Source organism: Streptomyces sp. NPDC041191 (assembly GCF_055591945.1).
In genome coordinates this window covers 216,480-234,938 of the sequence record NZ_JBVIZC010000004.1, presented here as the reverse complement: position 1 = coordinate 234,938, position 18,459 = coordinate 216,480, and the positions used below count along the sequence as shown (strand labels likewise).

Annotated in this window: 14 protein-coding genes; 5 read left to right on the top strand and 9 right to left on the bottom strand. The window is 74.8% G+C overall.

Annotated elements, in window-relative coordinates; genetic code table 11:
- The first annotated feature begins 11 nt into the window (after positions 1-11).
- Positions 12-2,297 (top strand): protein translocase subunit SecD, encoded by a 2,286-nt coding sequence (secD, locus tag ACZ6AQ_RS09820; RefSeq protein WP_468758834.1) that lies wholly within the window; start codon positions 12-14, stop codon positions 2,295-2,297.
- A 100-nt stretch (positions 2,298-2,397) separates the two neighbouring features.
- On the opposite strand, the gene mgt is transcribed toward secD, so the two are convergent.
- Together mgt and ACZ6AQ_RS09810 are read right to left on the bottom strand one after the other, a co-directional pair.
- Positions 2,398-3,591: a macrolide-inactivating glycosyltransferase gene (gene mgt, locus ACZ6AQ_RS09815; protein WP_468758832.1), complete on the bottom strand. Its 1,194-nt coding sequence runs from the start codon at positions 3,589-3,591 to the stop codon at positions 2,398-2,400.
- A gap of 51 nt (positions 3,592-3,642) precedes the next feature.
- Positions 3,643-4,827, bottom strand: a complete 1,185-nt coding sequence (locus tag ACZ6AQ_RS09810; protein ID WP_468758831.1) for an FAD-dependent monooxygenase — start codon at positions 4,825-4,827, stop codon at positions 3,643-3,645.
- A 74-nt stretch (positions 4,828-4,901) separates the two neighbouring features.
- Between ACZ6AQ_RS09810 and ACZ6AQ_RS09805 the strand changes: the two genes are divergently transcribed.
- Together ACZ6AQ_RS09805 and ACZ6AQ_RS09800 are read left to right on the top strand one after the other, a co-directional pair.
- Positions 4,902-5,459 carry a TetR/AcrR family transcriptional regulator gene (locus ACZ6AQ_RS09805; protein WP_468758830.1) on the top strand — a complete coding sequence of 186 codons (558 nt, stop codon included), beginning with the start codon at positions 4,902-4,904 and terminating at the stop codon, positions 5,457-5,459.
- A 149-nt stretch (positions 5,460-5,608) separates the two neighbouring features.
- The gene (locus tag ACZ6AQ_RS09800) at positions 5,609-6,430 is read left to right on the top strand and encodes an NPP1 family protein (RefSeq protein WP_388689540.1); all 822 of its coding nucleotides are present in this window, start codon (positions 5,609-5,611) and stop codon (positions 6,428-6,430) included.
- Between the two features lie 78 nt (positions 6,431-6,508).
- Here the strand turns inward: ACZ6AQ_RS09800 and ACZ6AQ_RS09795 are convergent, their stop codons facing one another.
- Positions 6,509-7,312, bottom strand: a complete 804-nt coding sequence (locus tag ACZ6AQ_RS09795; RefSeq protein ID WP_468758829.1) for a class I SAM-dependent methyltransferase — start codon at positions 7,310-7,312, stop codon at positions 6,509-6,511.
- Positions 7,313-7,508: 196 nt separating this feature from the next.
- Between ACZ6AQ_RS09795 and ACZ6AQ_RS09790 the strand changes: the two genes are divergently transcribed.
- Positions 7,509-8,759, top strand: coding sequence for an alpha-hydroxy-acid oxidizing protein (locus ACZ6AQ_RS09790; protein WP_468758828.1), 1,251 nt, complete (start codon positions 7,509-7,511; stop codon positions 8,757-8,759).
- Here the strand turns inward: ACZ6AQ_RS09790 and ACZ6AQ_RS09785 are convergent.
- Complete coding sequence (locus ACZ6AQ_RS09785; RefSeq protein ID WP_388689534.1) at positions 8,714-9,988, bottom strand: FUSC family protein; 1,275 nt, start codon at positions 9,986-9,988, stop codon at positions 8,714-8,716. The two genes, ACZ6AQ_RS09790 and ACZ6AQ_RS09785, sit on opposite strands and share 46 nt — an antisense overlap.
- Before the next feature lie 291 nt (positions 9,989-10,279).
- Here ACZ6AQ_RS09785 and ACZ6AQ_RS09780 point away from each other — a divergent pair, with 291 nt between their 5' ends.
- Positions 10,280-10,957 (top strand): HAD family hydrolase, encoded by a 678-nt coding sequence (locus ACZ6AQ_RS09780; protein WP_468758826.1) that lies wholly within the window; start codon positions 10,280-10,282, stop codon positions 10,955-10,957.
- Positions 10,958-10,980: 23 nt separating this feature from the next.
- On the opposite strand, the gene ACZ6AQ_RS09775 is transcribed toward ACZ6AQ_RS09780, so the two are convergent.
- The 5 genes from ACZ6AQ_RS09775 to ACZ6AQ_RS09755 all read right to left on the bottom strand — a co-directional run bounded on the left by ACZ6AQ_RS09775 (position 10,981) and on the right by ACZ6AQ_RS09755 (position 18,366).
- On the bottom strand, positions 10,981-12,216 hold the full coding sequence (locus ACZ6AQ_RS09775) for an MFS transporter (protein ID WP_468758825.1): 1,236 nt from the start codon (positions 12,214-12,216) through the stop codon (positions 10,981-10,983).
- Between the two features lie 128 nt (positions 12,217-12,344).
- Complete coding sequence (locus ACZ6AQ_RS09770) at positions 12,345-16,157, bottom strand: S8 family serine peptidase (protein WP_468758824.1); 3,813 nt, start codon at positions 16,155-16,157, stop codon at positions 12,345-12,347.
- Positions 16,158-16,497: 340 nt separating this feature from the next.
- Positions 16,498-17,553: a zeta toxin family protein gene (locus ACZ6AQ_RS09765; protein ID WP_468758823.1), complete on the bottom strand. Its 1,056-nt coding sequence runs from the start codon at positions 17,551-17,553 to the stop codon at positions 16,498-16,500.
- Positions 17,550-17,861 carry a hypothetical protein gene (locus ACZ6AQ_RS09760; protein ID WP_468758821.1) on the bottom strand — a complete coding sequence of 104 codons (312 nt, stop codon included), beginning with the start codon at positions 17,859-17,861 and terminating at the stop codon, positions 17,550-17,552. The genes ACZ6AQ_RS09765 and ACZ6AQ_RS09760 overlap by 4 nt, the downstream gene beginning before the upstream one ends.
- A gap of 166 nt (positions 17,862-18,027) precedes the next feature.
- Positions 18,028-18,366, bottom strand: a complete 339-nt coding sequence (locus ACZ6AQ_RS09755) for a thioredoxin family protein (RefSeq protein ID WP_468758819.1) — start codon at positions 18,364-18,366, stop codon at positions 18,028-18,030.
- Between the last annotated feature and the right edge of the window lie 93 nt (positions 18,367-18,459).

Here is an 18,459-nt window from a genome sequence, read left to right as displayed (position 1 = left end):
GTGGAGTACCCATGTCCTCTCGTGCCGCGCTCTGGCGCGCGCTCCTCGCGCTCGCCGTCGTCGCGCTCTCCCTCTGGATCACCCTGACCACCCCGCCCCGCCTCGGGCTCGACCTGCGGGGCGGCACCCGCATCGTCCTCCAGACCGAGGACGGCCCCACCGTCCGCGCCGACGCCGCCGCCACCGACCGCGCCCTGGAGGTGCTCCGCAGGCGCGTCGACGGCCTCGGCGTCGCGGAGCCGTCGCTCGCCCGTTCCGGCGAACGGCGCATCGTCGTCGAACTGCCGGGCCTGCGCGATCCGCGCCAGGCCGCCGCGACCATCGGCCGTACGGCACAGCTCACCTTCCACGCGGTCACCGGCGAGGCCCCGGGACCGGCCGGACCGGCCGCCGCGGACGGGACGCGCGTCCTCGCCGACCCCGACGGGCCCGGCCGCTTCCTCTCCCTGGCGGCGCCCGCCCTCACCGGCGACGGCGTCAAGGGCGCGGAAGCCGTCCTGGACAGCACGACCGGCCGGGGCTGGACCGTCGACCTCTCCTTCCGGGACGGGGCCGCGGGCGACTGGGCGCGGATCACCGGCGACGCCGCCTGCGCCGCCCAGGGCGACCCGGCCCGCAGGGTCGCGATCGTCCTGGACGACAAGATCGTCTCCGCCCCCGGCATGGAGGCGGGCGTCCCCTGCGGGGCGGGCATCGGCGGCGGTTCCGCGCAGATCACCGGCGGCTTCTCCGGCCAGGAGGCGCGCGACCTCGCCGCCCTCGTCCAGGGCGGCGCGCTGCCCGTCCCCGTGACGACGGTCGAGCAGAGCACCGTGGGCCCGACGCTCGGCGCGGAGGCGATCCGGGCCAGCGCCCTCGCGGCGGTGATCGGCCTCGCCTGCACCGGACTCTTCGTCATCGTCGTCTACCGGCTCCTCGGCCTCCTCGCCACCGTCGCCCTGCTGCTGTACGGACTGATCTCGTACGCCGCCGTGGTCGCCCTGGGCGCGACCCTCACCCTGCCCGGCCTCGCCGGTTTCGTCCTGGCCATCGGCATCGCCGTCGACGCGAACGTCCTGGTCTTCGAACGGGCCAGGGAGGAGTACGCCGCCCTGGGCCGGACCGCCGGGCGGGACCTGCGACGGCCGGTGACGACGGCGTTCGGCAAGGTGTGGAGCGCGGTCGCGGACTCCCACATCACCACCCTGCTCGCGGCCGGCCTGCTGTTCGTCTTCGCCACGGGCCCGGTCAAGGGCTTCGGCGTGACGCTCGCCGTCGGCGTGGTGACCTCGATCCTCACCGCCATGGTGATCACCCGGCTCCTCGCCGACCTGACGCTCCGGCTGCCCGCGGTGCGCAGGCGCCCCGCGGTGACCGGCATGGCCGCGCTCGGCCGGCTGCGGACCCGGCTGAACCGCCGCGTCCCGCGCCTGACGGTCCACCGCCGCCGCTGGCTGACCGGCTGCGCCGCGCTCCTGCTCGTCGCCCTCGCCGGAATCGGCGTCCGGGGCATGGAGTTCGGCGTCGAGTTCACCGGCGGCCGGGTCGTCCAGTACGCGGCGGAGCGCCCGGTGGACGCCGACGCCGCCCGCGCGGCCGTCACGGCCGCCGGCTTTCCCGACGCCGTCGTGCAGACGACCGGCGACGGCGACGTGTCGGTGCGGGTGAAGGAGACCGGGGACGGCGAGCAGGAGAAGATCGAGAAGGCGCTCTCCGGGGTCGCGGGCCCGGTGACGGTGGAACGGGACGACCTGATCGGCCCGAGCCTGGGCGACGAACTGCGCACCCACGCCCTGATCGCGCTCGGCCTGGCGGTGGCGGCGCAGCTCCTCTACCTGACGGTGCGGTTCCGCTGGACGTACGCCACGGCCACCGTCGCGGCCATGACCCAGGACGTCCTGCTCGTGATCGGCCTGTTCGCCTGGCTGGGCAAGCCGGTGGACAGCGTGTTCCTGGCGGCGCTGCTGACCGTCGTCGGCTACTCCGTCAACGACTCGGTCGTGGTCCTGGACCGGCTGCGGGAACTGCGGCGGCGCGGCGGCGGCGTACCGCTGTCCGACCTGGCCGACCGGGCGGTGGCCCAGACCCTCCCGCGCACCGTCAACACGGGCATGGGCGCGCTCTTCGTCCTGGTGGCGCTCGCCGTCCTCGGCGGGGACTCGCTCACGGACTTCTCGATCGCGCTGCTCGCGGGCGTCGTCCTGGGCATGGCGTCCACCGTCTTCACCGCGATCCCGCTCGCCGTCGCCCTGGAGATCCGCCATCCGGCTCCCGCGCCCGTCGCCGCGCCGCGCCGACGCGCGGGTGCCGTCGTCTGATCCCGCGGCCCGCCGTCCCGCCCCTTTCCGCGCTTCCGCGCTTTCCGCGCTTTCCGCGCTTTCCGCGCGGGAAGGGGCGGGGCCCGTCGGCGGGCGGGGTTCAGCCCAGTTCGGCCTCGATCAGGTCGGCGGCGCGGCGCGCGCCGCCCTCGCGGGCCATGGAGTCCTGGATCTCACGGGCACGGCGGGCCACGCCGGGATCGTCCACGAGCGAGAGCACGGCCTCCCGCAGCCGTCCGGGAGTCACCTCCTCCATCGGCAGGTGCCGCGCCACGCCCAGGGAGGCGAGCACGTCGGCGTTCCCGAACTGATCGGTGGCCAGGGGCACGGCCACCATGGGGGTGGCGGTGGCCAGGCCCTCCTGGCTGCCGCCCGCGCCCGCGTGGGTGACGAAGGCGTCGGCCTGCCGCAGGATCGCCAGCTGGGGCACCCAGGAGTGCGCCTCGACGTTGCCGGGCAGGACGCCCAGCTCCTCCGGGTCGACGAACTTCCCGATCTGCAGGACGACGTGCCAGCCCGGAAGGCCGCCGAACGCCTCGACGCACGCCCGGTAGAAGCCGGGCTGCTTGGTGAGGGCGGAGCCCAGGGAGACCAGGAGCACCCTCTCCGCACCGGCCGGCCGGTGCCACTCGCCCTGGTCGGCGCGCTCGCCCTGGCAGGCGCCGACGAACGTGTACACGTTCTCGTCGACCCGGTCGGCGTGCGGCTGGAGGGCGCGCGGGACGAGGACGATCGCGCGGCGCGGGCGGGCGACGAAGCGGTCGGGGTGGGTGTCGATGCCGTGCTCGGCGAGCCATGCCCCGAACCTCGCGTAGTACGCCCTGCCGCGGGCCGACGCCATCAGTCCGGCGTACATCGGTTCGGCGACCTCCTCCTCGTAGCCCTCCCACGGCACCAGGTGGGACCAGAGGGAGACGGCGGGGACGCCCCAGGCGTGGGCGAGGACGGGCGCCGGGTACGAGGCGACGTCGTGGAGCACGAGGTCGGGCCGGTCCCCTTCGAACGCCTTCGCGAGCTGCGGGAGCGTCTGCACGGCGTCGGCCAGGAACGGTTCGAGGTGGTCGATCGGCTCCGTGCCCCAGGCGTCCGGGTCCTCGTCGGTCGGCAGGACCGAGGTGTGCACGACGGGCGTGGCGCCGGTCGCCGCGACCTTCTCGGCGAAGGACGCGGGGACGGCGTAACTGACGCGGTGGCCCCGGGCGACGAGTTCGCGGACGACCTCCAGGCTCGGGTTCACGTGGCCGTGGGCGGCGATGGAGAACATGGCGATGTGCGCGGGGGAGGCGGTGGTCATGGGGATCACCTTATGCGAGACGAAACGTCTCGTCTAGCCCCTGTGGGGCTGTCACCGCACTCCCTCCCCGCCGCCCGGCCGGACCGGGCCCGGGGGCCTCCAGTCGGCGTGCCGCAGGACGGCGCGCAGGGCGGCGCGGGACGGGGCCACCCGGAGGGCCGCGTTGCGCAGGGGAACCGCGAGGGGGTGGGAGAGCCCCTGCCCCATCCGGCCGGCCCGGCGGGCCGCGCGGGCGACGGCCTGGCTGCGCGGGCGCCGCTCGGCGTCGTACCGGAGCAGCGCGGCGTCCACGGTGGGTCCGGCGGCGAGCGCGACGGTCAGGGTCACCGCGTCCTCCAGGGCCTGGCAGGCGCCCTGCCCCAGGTTCGGAGTCATGGCGTGGGCCGCGTCGCCGAGGAGGACGACGCGCCCGGAGACGAACGACGGCAGGGGAGTGACGAGTTCGTGGATGTCGTGGTGCAGCACGGCGTCCGGACGGGTCGCGGCGAGCAGCGCCGGGACCGGCGCGTGCCAGTCCCGGAAGCGGTGGCGCAGTGCGGCCAGGGGGTCCGGATGGCGCACCCCCGGCGGGGAGTTGAGGACGGCGTGCCACTCCGCCCGCCCGTCGGCGAAGACGATGTGCCCGAACTCGGCACCCCTGCCCCACGTCAGCTCGAAGTCGGAGTCCAGGGGAAGCTCCCTGTCCGTGACGGCGCGCAGCACGGTGGCCCCGCTGTAGGCGGGGCCCGGGTGGCCGGGGAAGAGGTGGGCGCGGAGCGCGCTGTTCACGCCGTCGGCCGCCACGACCAGGTCCGCCTCCCGGGTGCCGTCCCCGGCGACCACGCCCGCCCGGCCGGGGCCCGTGCGGACGAGGGAGGTCGCCTCCGCCCCGGTGACCAGGCACCCGACGGGCAGCGCGGCGCGCAGCAGGCGGTGCAGCGCGGCGCGCGGGATGCCGACGATCGGCGTGCCGAGCGCCCGCTCCAGGGCGGCTCCGTCCATCCGGGCCAGCCATCCGCCGTCCGGCGTGCGGGTGCCCCCGGTGTACTGGGGCCGGGCGGCCCCGCGCACCGCCGCGCCGACGCCGAGGGCGTCCAGGGCGCGGATGCCGTTGGCGTGCAGGGAGATGCCCGCGCCGGCGTCGCCGAGGGCGGCGGCGCGTTCGAGGACGGTCACCTCCCACCCGGCGAGCCGCAGTCCGATCGCGGCGGCGAGCCCCCCGATCCCTCCGCCGACCACCACGGCGTTCCCGTTCACCCGGGCCCCCTCTCCAGATCCTCTACAGGTGTAGAAGATCGTACGCCCTTCTTCTGCGGGTGTAGAAAAGGGGGATGGCCGCCACCCGACGCACCCTCCTCGCCGACACCGCCATCGACGTCCTCGCCGAACACGGGGTGCGGGGGCTCACCCACCGCGCGGTGGACCGGGCCGCCGGACTGCCGGACGGCACCACCTCCGCGTACCACCGCACCCGCCAGTCCCTGCTGACCGCGCTCGTGCGACGCCTGGTCGAGCGCGACCAGGCGGAGATCCGGGAGGCGGGGGAGCGGTACGGCACCCCGCGCGACGCCGAGGAACTCGTCGCCGGACTCACCGCCTTCGCGGGCGGACGGCTCACGGGCGAGGGCCGCCGCCGCTCCCTCGCGCGCTACGCGTGCGCCCTCGAAGGCGTGCGCCATCCCGAACTGCGGGAGATCCTCGTGCCCCGCGAGAACCCGGCCCTGCGGTCGGTCCGGGACTTCCTGGCCGCGCGCGGCCTCCCGGACGCCCGCGAACGGACCATCACCCTGCTCGTCTGCGTCGACGGCCTGGTCTTCGACCGCCTGGTCAACGGCGGGACCGTGACCGCCGACGAGGTCCGCCGCCTGGTGGCGGCCGCCCTGGACTGAGGGGTTCCGGGGCGCGCGGCTCCGGGCGGGGGCGTCTTCGGTGCCGGGGTGCTCGCCGTCCGTACGGTGCTCGCCGTCCGTACGGTGCTCGCCGTCCGTACGGCGTTCGCCGTCCGGAGGCGCACACGTCTCCCCGTGGTGACATGGGCATGCCACGATGGCGCGTACCGCACGACGACGCCCGCCCGACCCAAGGGGACGCAGTGAAGACATCCGCGTACGCCGCCCGGAGCGCCCTCGCCCTCGCCGGCGCCCTCACGCTGCTCGTCGCCCTGCCGGGCAGCGCGCTCGCCGCACCGCCTCCCGCGCTGCCCTCCGCCGCCGACGCCCTCGAACGGTCGTTCCAGCCGGCCTTCGACTACGACACGGACGGCTGCTACCCCACCCCCGCCATCGGACCGGACGGCACGCTCAACGGCGGCCTCAACCCGTCGGGCGCCCTCAACGGCCAGTGCCGCGACGCCTCCGACCTCGCCTCCACCAACGCCTACGCGCGCGCGAAGTGCAACAACGGCTGGTGCGCGATCCTCTACGGCCTCTACTTCGAGAAGGACCAGGCGGTGGCCGGCAGCGGCCTCGGCGGCCACCGGCACGACTGGGAGCACGTCGTGGTGTGGGTGAGCAACGGCCGGGCGGAGTACGTCTCCACCTCCGCCCACGGCGACTTCCGCACCTACGGCCGCGACCGGATCCGCTGGGACGGCGACCACCCCAAGGTCGTCTACCACAAGGACGGCATCGGCACCCACTGCTTCCGCCCCGCCAACACCAACGACGAACCGCCCGAGAACCACCGGGGCACCTGGCAGTTCCCGGCCCTGGTCGGCTGGAACGGCTACCCCGCCGGAATCCGCGAGAAGCTCGTCTCGGCCGACTTCGGCAGCGCGCACTTCGGCCTCAAGGACGGCAGTTTCGCCGCCCACCTCGCCAAGGCCCTGCCGGCCGGGATCGCCTTCGACCCCAACGGCTGAACCGGCCCCGGTTCCCGCCGGGCGAGCGGCGACCGCCCCACCCGAGGCCCACCCGGGACGCCGCGCGCCGGCCCCCCGTCACCGGCCGTCGCGCGGCACCGGGCCGTCCGGGGACCCCGCGGCCCCGGCGGGCTTCCGGGCCTCGATCAGGGTCCGCGCGGAGTGGGCGACGAACGGCCCCTCCGCGCGGATCAGCGCGTCGAGCTCCCGCAGCCGGTCCAGGTGGGCCCCGACCGTGAACCCCGGCACGATCCAGACGACCTTGCGCAGGAACCAGACGACCGCGCCGATGTCGTGGAACTCCATCCGCAGCCGTTCGGCGCGCAGGTCCACGACGTCGAGACCGGCCGCCCGGGCCGCCGCGGCCTCGTCGTCGGGGTGGCGTTCCCGGGCCGCCTCCGGCTGCGGCCCGAGGAAGTACTCCACCACCTCCCAGACGCTGGCGGGTCCGACGTGCTGGGCGAAGTAGGTGCCGCCCGGCCGCAGGACACGGGCGATCTCCGACCACCACACGGTGGCCGGGTGCCGACTGGCCACCAGGTCGAAGGCGGCGTCGCCGAAGGGCAGCGGCGGTTCGTCGGGGTCGGCGACGAGCACCACCCCGCGCGGGTGGAGGAGTTCGGTGGCCCTGGCGACGTTCGGGGGCCACGACTCGGTGGCGGCCGTCGTCGGCGGAAGCACCGGCACACCGGCCAGGACCTCGCCGCCGCCGGTCTGGACGTCGAGCGCCGCCGTGGCCCTCGCGAGCCGGTCGGCGAGGAGCCGGTGGTAGCCCCAGGAAGGGCGCTGCTCGGTCGCCCGCCCGTCGAGCCAGGAGAAGTCCCAGCCGTCCACCGGCGCCCCGGCGGCCTCCGCGACGAGTTCTTCGAAAGTCCGTGTCATCCCTCCATCATCACGTTTCCGCGAACCGCCTCCGCGCACCGGCCCGCCGGGCCGCGGACCGCGTGGCGCGGAACCGCTTCCGCGGCCGGGAAAAGGGCCGGAGCCCGACCGCCCCGTGGTCACGCGCGCTCCCGACGGGCACAGTGGGGTCACCACCGGGGCGGTCCGAGCGCCCCGGGGACGGGAAGGGACGGACATGCCCCCGCACTTCGGCGACTACCAGAACGAGATCTACTTCGAGGGGCTCTTCGGCGTCGTCCCCCGGTTCCCCGTGTCCTCCGCCGAGCTGGAGGAGAAGGCGCGGGCCGCGCTGCCGCCCTCGCTGTGGTCCTACGTGGCGGGCGGCGCGGGCGACGAGCACACCCAGCGGGCCAACACCGATGCCTTCCGGGCATGGGGCCTCGTCCCGCGCATGATGGCCGGCGCCGACCGGCGCGACCTCTCGGTCGACCTCTTCGGCACGAAGCTGCCCTCGCCGCTGTTCATGGCGCCCGTCGGCGTCATAGGACTCTGCGCCCAGGACGGGCACGGCGACCTGGCGACCGCCCGCGCCGCCGCCCGTACCGGCGTACCGATGATCGCCTCCACGCTCACCGTCGACCCCCTGGAGGAGGTCGCCGCCGAACTGGGCGGCACCCCCGGTCTCTTCCAGCTCTACACGCCCACCGACCGGGCCCTCGCGGAGAGCCTGGTGCACCGCGCCGAGGCGGCCGGCTTCCGGGGCATCGTCGTCACGCTCGACACCTGGGTCACCGGCTGGCGCCCGCGCGACCTCGCCACCGGGAACTTCCCCCAGCTCCGCGGGCACTGCCTGGCCAACTACACCTCCGACCCGGTCTTCCGCGCCCGCCTCGCCAAGCCCCCCGAGGAGGACCCGCGCGCCGCCGTCATGGAGTGGGCGGGCGTCTTCGGCAAACCGCTCGTCTGGGACGACCTCGCGTGGCTGCGCTCCCTCACCGACCTGCCGCTCCTCCTCAAGGGACTCTGCCACCCCGAGGACGTCCGCCGGGCCAGGGACGGCGGGATCGACGGCGTCTACTGCTCCAACCACGGCGGACGCCAGGCCGACGGCGGGCTGCCCGCCCTCGACGCCCTGCCCGGGGTGGTCGCCGCCGCCGACGGCCTGCCGGTCCTCTTCGACTCCGGCGTCCGCACCGGGGCCGACGTCGTCAAGGCCCTCGCCCTCGGCGCCACGGCGGTCGGCGTCGGCCGCCCGTACGCGTACGGACTCGCCCTCGGCGGTACGGACGGCGTCGTCCACGTCCTGCGCTCGCTCCTCGCCGAGGCCGACCTGATCATGGCCGTCGACGGCTATCCCACCCTCGCCGACCTGCGTGCGGACGGGGCCCTGCGCCCCGTCCGTCCCGTTCCCCCGGAGGCCGGTACGGACGGCCGGGGCGGTCAGGACGGGCGGCGCGCGCGTGCCGCGAGGGAGACGACCTTCTGACGGCGCTCCTGGCGCTCGCGCGTGTGCCGGTCCAGTTCCTCCATGAGCCGGCGACCGCGATGGTCCGGATCGAGTTCGTTCAGGACGCGGTCGATCTCGGTCAGCAGCGCCCCGTACAGCTGCCAGCGCTCCGGATCGCCGACCGCGTCCGCCTTCAGGAGCCCGGCGGCGTGGTCACGGGCGGCACGGGCCGCGTCGAGCTCCTCGGCGAGCCGGTGCTCCGCCGTCTCCGCGCCGGAACTGGAGTGCGAGGTGACGAGGACCGCGAAGCTGACGAGGGTGTCCCCGAGGTACCGCACCGTCTCCTGGAGGGAGAGGGCCGTCTCCCGGCGGAAGAGCACCGCTCCGTTCCGCTCGCGGGCCAGGTCCGTCAGGGTACGGGTGAGCACGCGCAGCACCACGGCGGAGATCTCCAGGGTGTCCAGCCCCGTCCGCAGCACGATCCGGTGCAGCACCCCCTCCTTCACGCGCGGGTTCAGGCGCAGGCTGTCCTCCGCCTGCCGCAGGGCCGCGTCCACGTCGGCGACGTCGTTGTCCAGACGCCGCGCCTCGTAGAGCCGGGCCGCCGCCAGGTCCACGGACGACGGCGCGTCCGGGTCGGCGAGCGGGTCGGGCTCGGCGGGCACGTCCGGGTCCGTCAGCTCCTCGCCGATGCCGAGGAGGAGCTGCCGCATCCGCCGGGCCAGGTCCACGATCGACTCCCCGGCGGTGTCCACCCAGACCGGCGGCACCAGCACCACGTTGAACAGCATGCCGACGACCGCGCCGATCAGGGTCTCCAGGACGCGGTCCCAGGCGGTGTCGGCGACCTGGGTGACCCCGAGGACCAGCATCGCGCTGATCGCCACCTCGACGAGGAACTCCTCCGCCCGGACGATCCGTCCCACCACCAGCGCCGCCAGGATGATCAGCGCGAGGCTCCACCAGGTCAGACCGACGAGCACGCTGAACGCGATGGCGATGAGGACGCCGACCACGACGGCGTTCACCCGCCGCAGGCTCATCACCAGTGTCGAGTACAGCGTCACCTGCACCACGAGCAGCGCCGTCAGCGGGGCGGTCAGCGGGGCCGGCTCGGAACTGAGGTGGAGGGCGACGACGTACGAGATCGTCGCCGCCACGGTGGAACGCAGGGTCTGGACCACGAAGGGGTCCCGCCGCTGGCGCTCCCACCACTGCCACGGGCGCGAGGCGCGCAGCGCGGCGAGCGGAACGGAGCGGTGGGGCATGACGTACTCCTCCTCCGGTGTGCGGGGGACGCGTCCCGGACCGGACGCGATCGTGCGCCGCCTACCCGCCCCGACGGCTTCGCACCGCGATGCTCCGTGGTGCCGGCCCGGGAAGGCGCGCCGACGCGCCGACGGGGCCCGAGAATCCTGGGAGCGGACCGGACGACTGAACGGGACCGTTCCGGGTAGCCGCCGGGAGCCCGTGGCGTCCGCCGGACGCCTCCGACCCGTACCCCGCGCGCCCGTACCCCGTACTCCGCGCCGTTCCGTGCCCCGTGAGGAGAACCGACCATGGACCGCGACCGCGCAGCGCTCTTCGACGTCGACGGCACCCTTGCCGACACCAACCACCTGCACGCCGTCGCCTGGTGGGAGGCGCTCCGCCAGAGCGGTCACCGGGTGACCACGCACGCCGTGCACCGGGCCATCGGCCTGCCGGGCGGGCGGCTCCTCGACCATCTGCTCGGGCAGGAGCGCGACCGGTCGGGCGACGAGGACCTCAGCACCGCGCACGACGTTCTCTACGGGACGTACTTCGAACGGCTCCAGGCCTTCGACGGCGCCGCCGACCTGCTGCGGAAGCTCGCGGGCGACGGCTGGAAGGTGGTCCTGGTGACCTCGGCCAAGAGCCGCGAGCTGGCGGCGCTGCGCCGGGCGATCGACGCGGACGACGCCATCACGGACACGGCCACCTCCGACGACGTGGACGAGGGCAAGCCCGCCCCCGATCCCGTCGAGCACGCCCTCTCCCTGGTGGACGTGCCGGCCGAGCGGGCCGTGTTCGTCGGGGACAGCGTCTGGGACATGAAGGCCGCGGGCCGCGCCGGAGTGGTGGCCGCCGGAGTGCTGTGCGGCGGCATCCCGGAGGCCGACCTCACCGGGGCGGGCGCCGCCGCCGTCTACGAGGGCCCGGCCGACCTCCTCGCCCGGCTCGGCACCAGCCCCTTCGCCTCCGTGGCGGCCGGCTGAGACCGGGCGCGGCGGGAAGGGCGTCAGCGGCCCACGAGTACGCGCTCCTCGGCCGCCGCCGTGCCGGCCGCGGGCGCCCGGCGCTCCAGCGCGGCGGACCAGAGGGCGAGGCCGAGGGCTCCGGTGGCGAGGGCGGCGCCGACCCAGTTCGGGGCGGTGTAGCCGAAGCCGGCGGCGATGACGAGGCCGCCGAGCCAGGCGGCGAGCGCGTTGCCGAGGTTGAAGGCGCCGATGTTGACGGCGGAGGCGAGGGTGGGCGCGCCGTGCGCCTGGTCGAGGACGCGCTTCTGCAGCGGCGGCACCGTGGCGAAGCCGAGCGCCCCGACGAGGAGGACGGTGATCGCGGTGAGGACCTTGTGGTGGGCGGTCACGGTGAACAGCGCGAGGACGACCGCGAGCCCCCCGAGGGTGGTGTGGAGGAGGGGCATGGGCGCGCGGTCCGCGTACCGGCCGCCGAGCAGGTTGCCGAGGAACATGCCGACGCCGAAGAGGACGAGCAGCCAGGTGACCGCGCCGTCGGAGTAGCCGGCGACCCCGGTCGTCATCGGCGCGATGTAGGTGATCGCGGCGAAGACCCCGCCGAAGCCGAGGACGGTCATCGCCATCGCGAGCAGCACCTGCGGGTTGCGGAACGCCTTCAGCTCCCCGCGCAGCCGGACGCCCTCGGGGCGGGGCAGGGCGGGTACGAGCTTGAGGATGCCGAGCAGGCCGGCCACGCCGAGCGCGGCGACGAGCGCGAAGGTGGCGCGCCAGCCGATCGTCTGTCCGACGAAGGTGCCGAGCGGGACGCCGACGACGTTGGCGACCGTCAGGCCCGTGAACATGGTGGCGATGGCGCCGGCCTTCTTGTCCGGGGCGACCAGGCCCGCGGCGACGACGGACCCGATGCCGAAGAACGAGCCGTGGGCGAGGGAGGCGATCACGCGGCCGGTCAGCATCACCCCGAAGTCCGGGGCGAGGGCGGAGAGCGTGTTGCCGACCACGAAGAGGCCCATCAGCAGCATGAGCATCCGCTTGCGGCTCACCTTGTTGCCGAGCGTGGTCAGCAGGGGCGCGCCGACCACGACACCGAGCGCGTAACCGGTGACGAGGAGGCCCGCGGTGGGGATGGAGACGCCGTAGTCGGCGGCGATCTCCGGCAGCAGGCCCATGATCACGAACTCGGTCGTGCCGATGCCGAAGGCCCCGACCGCGAGGGCGAGGAGCGCGAGCGACGTGGCCCGCCCGCTTCCGGAATTGCTTGAACGATCCCTTTGCATGCCTTCACAATAATTGCATGCGCGCTATATCTGCAAACGCGGGTAGGTGGTGCGGTCTGCGTGACGTCGGCCGCGGGACGCACGGAAGCCGCGACCGGGGAACGGCCGCGGCTTCCGGATCCGGGGTACTACCTCAGCGCGTACGCCCGCTGGATCTCCTGCGTCACCTCGTTGCCCGCGTCGTCCCAGGCGCGGACCCGCAGCGTGACGTACCCGCTGGTGCGGGCGGTCGGAGGGTGGACGACCTGGACGCGGTAGGCGCCGTCACCCCGGCGGGACGTCCTCGCCGCCTGCCAGTGCCCGCCGTCGTCGTACGAGACGGACACCTCCACGCCCTTCACGGAACGGCCCGTCAGGCCGTCCTGGTGGCGGGCGCTCACTCCGAAGGCGAAGGACCCGGGGCCGGGGGCGGCGCCCCGGAGGTCGGTCGCCACGTCGTAGTCGAGCTGGAGGAGGGGGAGCGGGATCTCCTTGCCCTCGGCCGGACGGGGGGCGGTGAAGGACCAGCGGGTGCTGGTGGCCCGCGAGAGGGTGCCCTCGGGGCCGGTGCGCTTCACGTCCAGGTCCAGCTGGTAGCGGCCGTCGTCCCCGCCGGCGGGGAAGAGGCCCCAGGCCCGGGAGCCCTCGGCGAGGACCCGGCCGTCGCGGCGCAGCACGGCGCGGGTCTCGTCGGGATAGGGGGTGGCGTCGTCCTTGCGGGGCAGGGCGAAGCCGTAGTGGTCGGACGCGCTGTCGGCGAACTCCGGTATGCCGATGTTCAGCTGGTCGCCCTTGCGGTGGGCGAGCCCTTCGACGCCCCGGGGGATCGCCGGGCGGACCACGGGGGCGTACCAGCTCTCCGTGGTGTGCTCACCGGCCCCGTAGGTGCGCAGGCTGCCGAGCATGCCGGCTCCCACGGCCTGGAACGCCCAGGTGTTGCGGGGGTTGACCCAGTGCAGCCACCGGGTGTCGGCGGGACCGCTCAGGTACTCCGTCCGTGCCTGCCCGGTGCGGACGTACCGGGACATCATGGGGACGCCGATGTCCTGCCACGGGCGGTAGGCCAGACGGTTCTCCGCGACGTGGCTCGCTCCGCCCGTGGCCGGGTAGCGCGAGACCACGGTGGCCGTGTTCTCCGGCCCCACCCGGTGGACCACGCGCTCGGGAACGCGCTGTTCCGAGACCTGCAGGACGTCGTAGAGGTAGGGGCTGTCGGGGGTGCCCCTCAGTTCCAGGACGGTGCCCTGCGCGCGCAGCCGCTGTGCGGCGGCGCGGGGGGCGAACAGCGCGATCGCCGGCAGTCGCGTGCTCACCGGCTGCCAGGTCGCGGGCTGGTACATGTCACCGGTGGCGCTGCTGATGACGACGGCCGCCGCTCCCGCACGGGCGGCCTCGGCCACCGCCTCGTCGTAGAACGGCTCCTCCAGCGTCACGAGCACCGCGGCTCCGCGGACGTCCGTCCCCCGCGCGCGCAGCGCCGCGTAGTCCTCGGGACGCCCCGGACCGGCGTCGACCACCCGCAGGCGCCGCACGCCCTGCACGGCGGGGGAGTTGTGGAGCAGGCGGACGGGAACATCGGTCGCGGCGGAGCCGGAGACCGCCCGGGTGCGGAGCATGGGTGCGGCCAGCTGCCAGCGGGAGGTGAACTCGAAGGCCGTTCCCTCGGGAGCCTTCTCGGTGGGCGTGACGTAGAGGGACTGCCCGCCGCTGAATTCCCTCACGAAGGAGTTGACGACCTCGTGGTCGCCGCTCTTCCAGTGGGTGAAGAACTGCAGCGGGCCCCGCTGCACGGCCGGCTCGGGGGTCCGGATCTCCACGGGGACCGCCTTGCGCGCGTCGAGCACCAGGTCCGTGTCTCCGCTCACCTGCACACGGGGGTCGATCACCATGCTGTAGGTGGCGTTCTCCTCCGTGTACTGCGAGATGAGGCCCTGCAGGGAGTACGTGCCTTCCGGCAGGTTCAGCGTCCGGCTCTGCCCGGCCGCCACCTCCTCGTAGACGTCGGAGCCGCCCGTCGAACTCTGCATGATCAGCGGCGAGATCGCGGCCGGCTTCCCGTCGCGACCGATGCCGCGCAGCGTGACCTTGTGCGTGACCGGGGTCTTCGACGCGGAGAGGACGGTGTGGGCGACGGCCTGCCCGTCGGCCGAGGTGGCGGTGAGGCGGCCGCCGTAGGCGCCTTCCGTGAGCACGGGCGTGTCGAGGGTCACGGTCACGTCGGCGGTGCCGTGGGCGGGCACGGTGACCTGCGCGGGGAAGTCCAGGACGCCGGCCGGGGCCGGGGAGCCGTAGAGCTTGTCGAAGGTGGCGCCCAGGGTGAGCGTGACGGGCGCGTCGCCGTCGTTGGTGTAGGTGACGCCCACCTTCCGCGGGCCCGCGTCCGGCTCCAGGGAGCCGAAGCCGGTGGTGCCGGTGGCGCGCACCCGCTGGCGCACCGAGCGGGCCACGTCCACCCGGCCGGTGCCCTGCTCGTAGACCGTCCGGTCGGGGGCGGTGCGCGTCGTGCTCATCAACGCGTCCTTGAGCTGCCGGCCGTTCCAGTCGGGGTGCTGCCCGGCCAGGATCGCCGCCGCGCCCGCCACGTGCGGGGTCGCCATCGACGTGCCCGACGCGGCGGTGTAGGACGCGTCCACCGGACGGCCCATGGAGGTGCCGGCGGCACGGGCGGCGACGATGCCGACGCCGGGAGCGGTGAGGTCGGGCTTGACGCCGTTGTCCCCGGCGCGCGGGCCGCGGCTGGAGAAGGGGGCCAGCGTGTCGTCGCGGTCGACGGCGCCCACGGTCAGGGCCTTCTCCGCGGCGCCCGGGGCGCCCACGGTGTAGTCGCCGCCCGCGTTGCCCGCCGCGACGACGAAGAGGGTGCCGGTCTCCTCGCTCAGGTCGTTGAGGGTGAGGCTGAGGGGGTCCGTGCCGTCGGTGGGCTGGCCGCCCAGGCTCATGCTGACGACGTCGGCGCCCGAGCGGGCGGCCCATTCCATGCCGCCCAGGATGGCGGAGTACGAGCCGGAGCCGTTGTCCTGGAGCACCTTGCCGATCAGCAGCCGTGCCCCCGGTGCCACGCCCTTGTGCGAGCCGCCCGAGGCGGCGCCGCTGCCCGCGACGGTGGAGGCGACGTGGGTGCCGTGGCCGTGGCCGTCGTTCGCGGTGGGGTCGGCGGTGAAGTTGCGCACTTCACCGAGCTTCCCGGCCAGGTCGGGGTGGGTGGCGTCGACGCCGGTGTCCAGGACGGCGACGGTCGCGCCCTTCCCGTCGTACCCGGCCCGCCACGCCTCGGGCGCGCCGATCTGCGCGGTGCTGCGGTCGAGGGAGGCGTGGACCTTCGCGTCCAGCCACAGCTTCTCGACGCCGCCCTCGAAGGCGGCGTTCTTGAGGGAAGACGCCTTGGGGGCGTTCCGCGCGCCGTTCCCGGCGAGCGCGTCGTCGTCGATGGCCTCCCAGAAGCGCCCGGCCTGCTTCTTGTCCGCCTTCAGCGCCGAGCCGCGCAGACTCTTGAAGACCAGGCCCTTGCGCGAACCGGTGGGTGCCGCCTTGGCCGCGGGGTCCGTACCGCCGGTGTAGCGGGCGATCAGCGGGATGGCGGAGCTGTGGGCGTCGTCGTAACCCTGCTCGATCAGGGAGGTGATGTTGAACAGCTGCCGGTCCAGCTTGCCGGAGGAGACGTACGGGAGCGCGGCGCGGGGCAGCACGTACAGCTGCTTGTCGATCTCCAGCTGGGTGAAGTCGGCTTCCGGAGTGCCCGGGGCCGGCTCGACGGAGACGTTCTTCCGGCCGTCGGGGAAGGTCTCCAGGCGTACCCGGTCACCGGTCACGAGCGTGACGGAGGAGACCTGGGGGCGGCCGATGAAATCCGTGCCGGGGGAAGCGGGCGCCGGGGCGGCGCTCGCGCTGAAGGGAACGGGGGCCAGGGTGGTGATGAGTACCCCTGCCGCCAGAACGGCGGCAGGGCGAAGCCGTATGTGCATCGGAACCTTTCCAGGGGGCAAGGAAACGGACACGCGGTGCGGCTCCAGACTCGGGACCCCATGATCGCCGCACCAGCCTTTTCGGTGTCGCGCTTATGACATGTCGCTTCTACGACAGGCGACTTGTCCCGCCTCGCCCCAGGTGCCCGACAAGCGGCCCCGCCCTTTCCGCCGCTCCGCCCGCCCACCGGGCCGACGGGCCCGGCATCGGCCGGCGGGCCGGGAGTCCCCGCCGAAAGCCCAGGACCGGCCCCACCGGTACCGGCCGTTCCGCCGGCCCCGGGGCCGGTGCGGAAGGCGGCGGTCCCCGCCGTCCGGGCCGGGACCGCCGGTGGCGGGGCTATCGGGTCCGTCCGCGTCCGGTGCCGGGTCCGTCGGGCCGGTGCGGCTGCGGCTGCTGCCGGAAGGCGGGGTCCTGGGCGGGGCCGCGCTTCGGCACGTCCGGGCCCCGGGTGGTGGTGCTGCGGGACCGGGCGGCCGCGGCGGAGGGGCGCGCCGGCGGCGCGAGGCGCCGGACGTCGGCGGGGCGCAGGATCGGGACCGCGCTCCGCTCGATCCGGGCCAGCCGCTGCGGCCACTCCGGTCCGAGGCCGCCGGTGGCCTCGCGCAGCCGGAGCTGGGTGTCGACGAAGCCCTTGCTCTCGGCCGCCGCGAGGGGGCGGGAGCGTTCGGCCTCGACGCCCTCGCGCAGGGCCGGGGGCGCGGTCCACCGCCCGGAGCCGTCGAGGGCGTTGGTGTAGCGGGGTTCGCCCTCGCCGCGGCGGTAGACGCTCGCCAGGTCGACCAGGGCGCCGCGGTCGACGCGGTCGGCCAGGTCGAGGATGCCCGCGAAGGACTCGTCGGCGTTGGCCTGGACGGTGAGACGTCCCTGTCCCCGGTCGGCGAGCTGCTCGACGTACCGGTTGACGATCCCCTGGTCGCTCAGGGCCTTCGGCACGCCCATGAACAGGCCCTCGATCCGGGCGCCGGACTGCCGGTAGGCCCGCATCTTGTCCTCCACGGCCCGCGCGTTCTGCGAGGTCTCCTGGATGATCGCGTGGAGTCCGTGGGCGCGGACGTACTCCTCGGCCTGCGCCATCCACGCCCGGCCGTCGGCCCGGGTGTAGGCGGCCATGAGGGTGTCGTCCCGGGCCATCAGCTCGTCGTAGGCGGGGTGGTAGGGCTTGTAGAGGTCGCTGTCGATGTCCGCGAACCCGCCGTGCCGGTCGAGGACGGCCGCGACCGTCTCGGTCACCCGGCTCTTGCCGGCGCCGGGCTGGCCGACCAGGAAGACCACGGTGGGCGTCCGCTGCGGCTCGCGTCCCGCCAGGAGGTCGGGGACGATCCGCTCGCGGAAGATCCGCCGGTTCTCGGCCTCGGATAACCGGTGGCGCCCGACTTCGGCCGGGTCGATCACGCGGTGCCTCCCCGGACCTGCCGGGCCAGCCGCGCGTAGCGCCGCCGGGCGTCGGCGATCTGCTCCCGGTCGCCGGAGCGCAGCGCCTCGCGCTCGCGGGCGAGCCGGGCCTGCGCCGCGCGCGCCTCCTCGACGACCGCCCGGTCCGGGTGCGGCTTGGCCTCCTCGGCGGCGATACGGGCGCTGTAGGCGCCGACCGCGCCGTTCACCGCCTCGATCGCGGCCTCGTACGCGGCCGTCTCCTCGTTGGACCAGGAGTGCGGCTCCAGGGCGTGGGTGACGGAGATCCCGCGGTCGGGCGTGGACATGGTGGCCCCCTTCTCGAAGGTCTTGATCACCAGGGTGGACGAGGCGTACGCCGGAACGGTTCTCTCCGGTCCTCCCGGCGCCGCGCCGCCCGCGCGGGCCCGGGTCCGTCGCGGCCGGGCAGCGGGTTCCGGAAGGCGCCGCACGCCCCGGGGGAGGAGCCCGGTCTCAGAGGCGGCCGTCCAGGAGTTCCCGGATCTCGGCGCCGGTGGCGGGCCCCGTGCCGTGCGCCACCGCCGTCCCCTCCTCCAGGAGGACGTAGGACGGGGCCGACGCGATCCCGTACCGCCCGGTCGCGGCCGGACAGCGCGTCATGTCGGTGCGGACGGTCGTCAGACGGCCCGCGTACGCGTCGGCGATGCCGCCCATGACGAGGTCCATCGCCCGGCAGGGCTCGATCGCCCTGGGCCACGTCCCGACGAAGTACGCGAGGACCGGGACCTCGCTCATCCCGAGGACGAAATCGAACTCCGCGTCCTCGCGGGGCTGGTGAACCCGCTTCGCCATGGAAGCTCCTGACCTCGTGTGCCGTCTTTCCGTCCCCATCATCCCCCGCGTGGAGGACGCCGCCGCCCGTGGTGGCCGGGCCCGGGGCGGGGC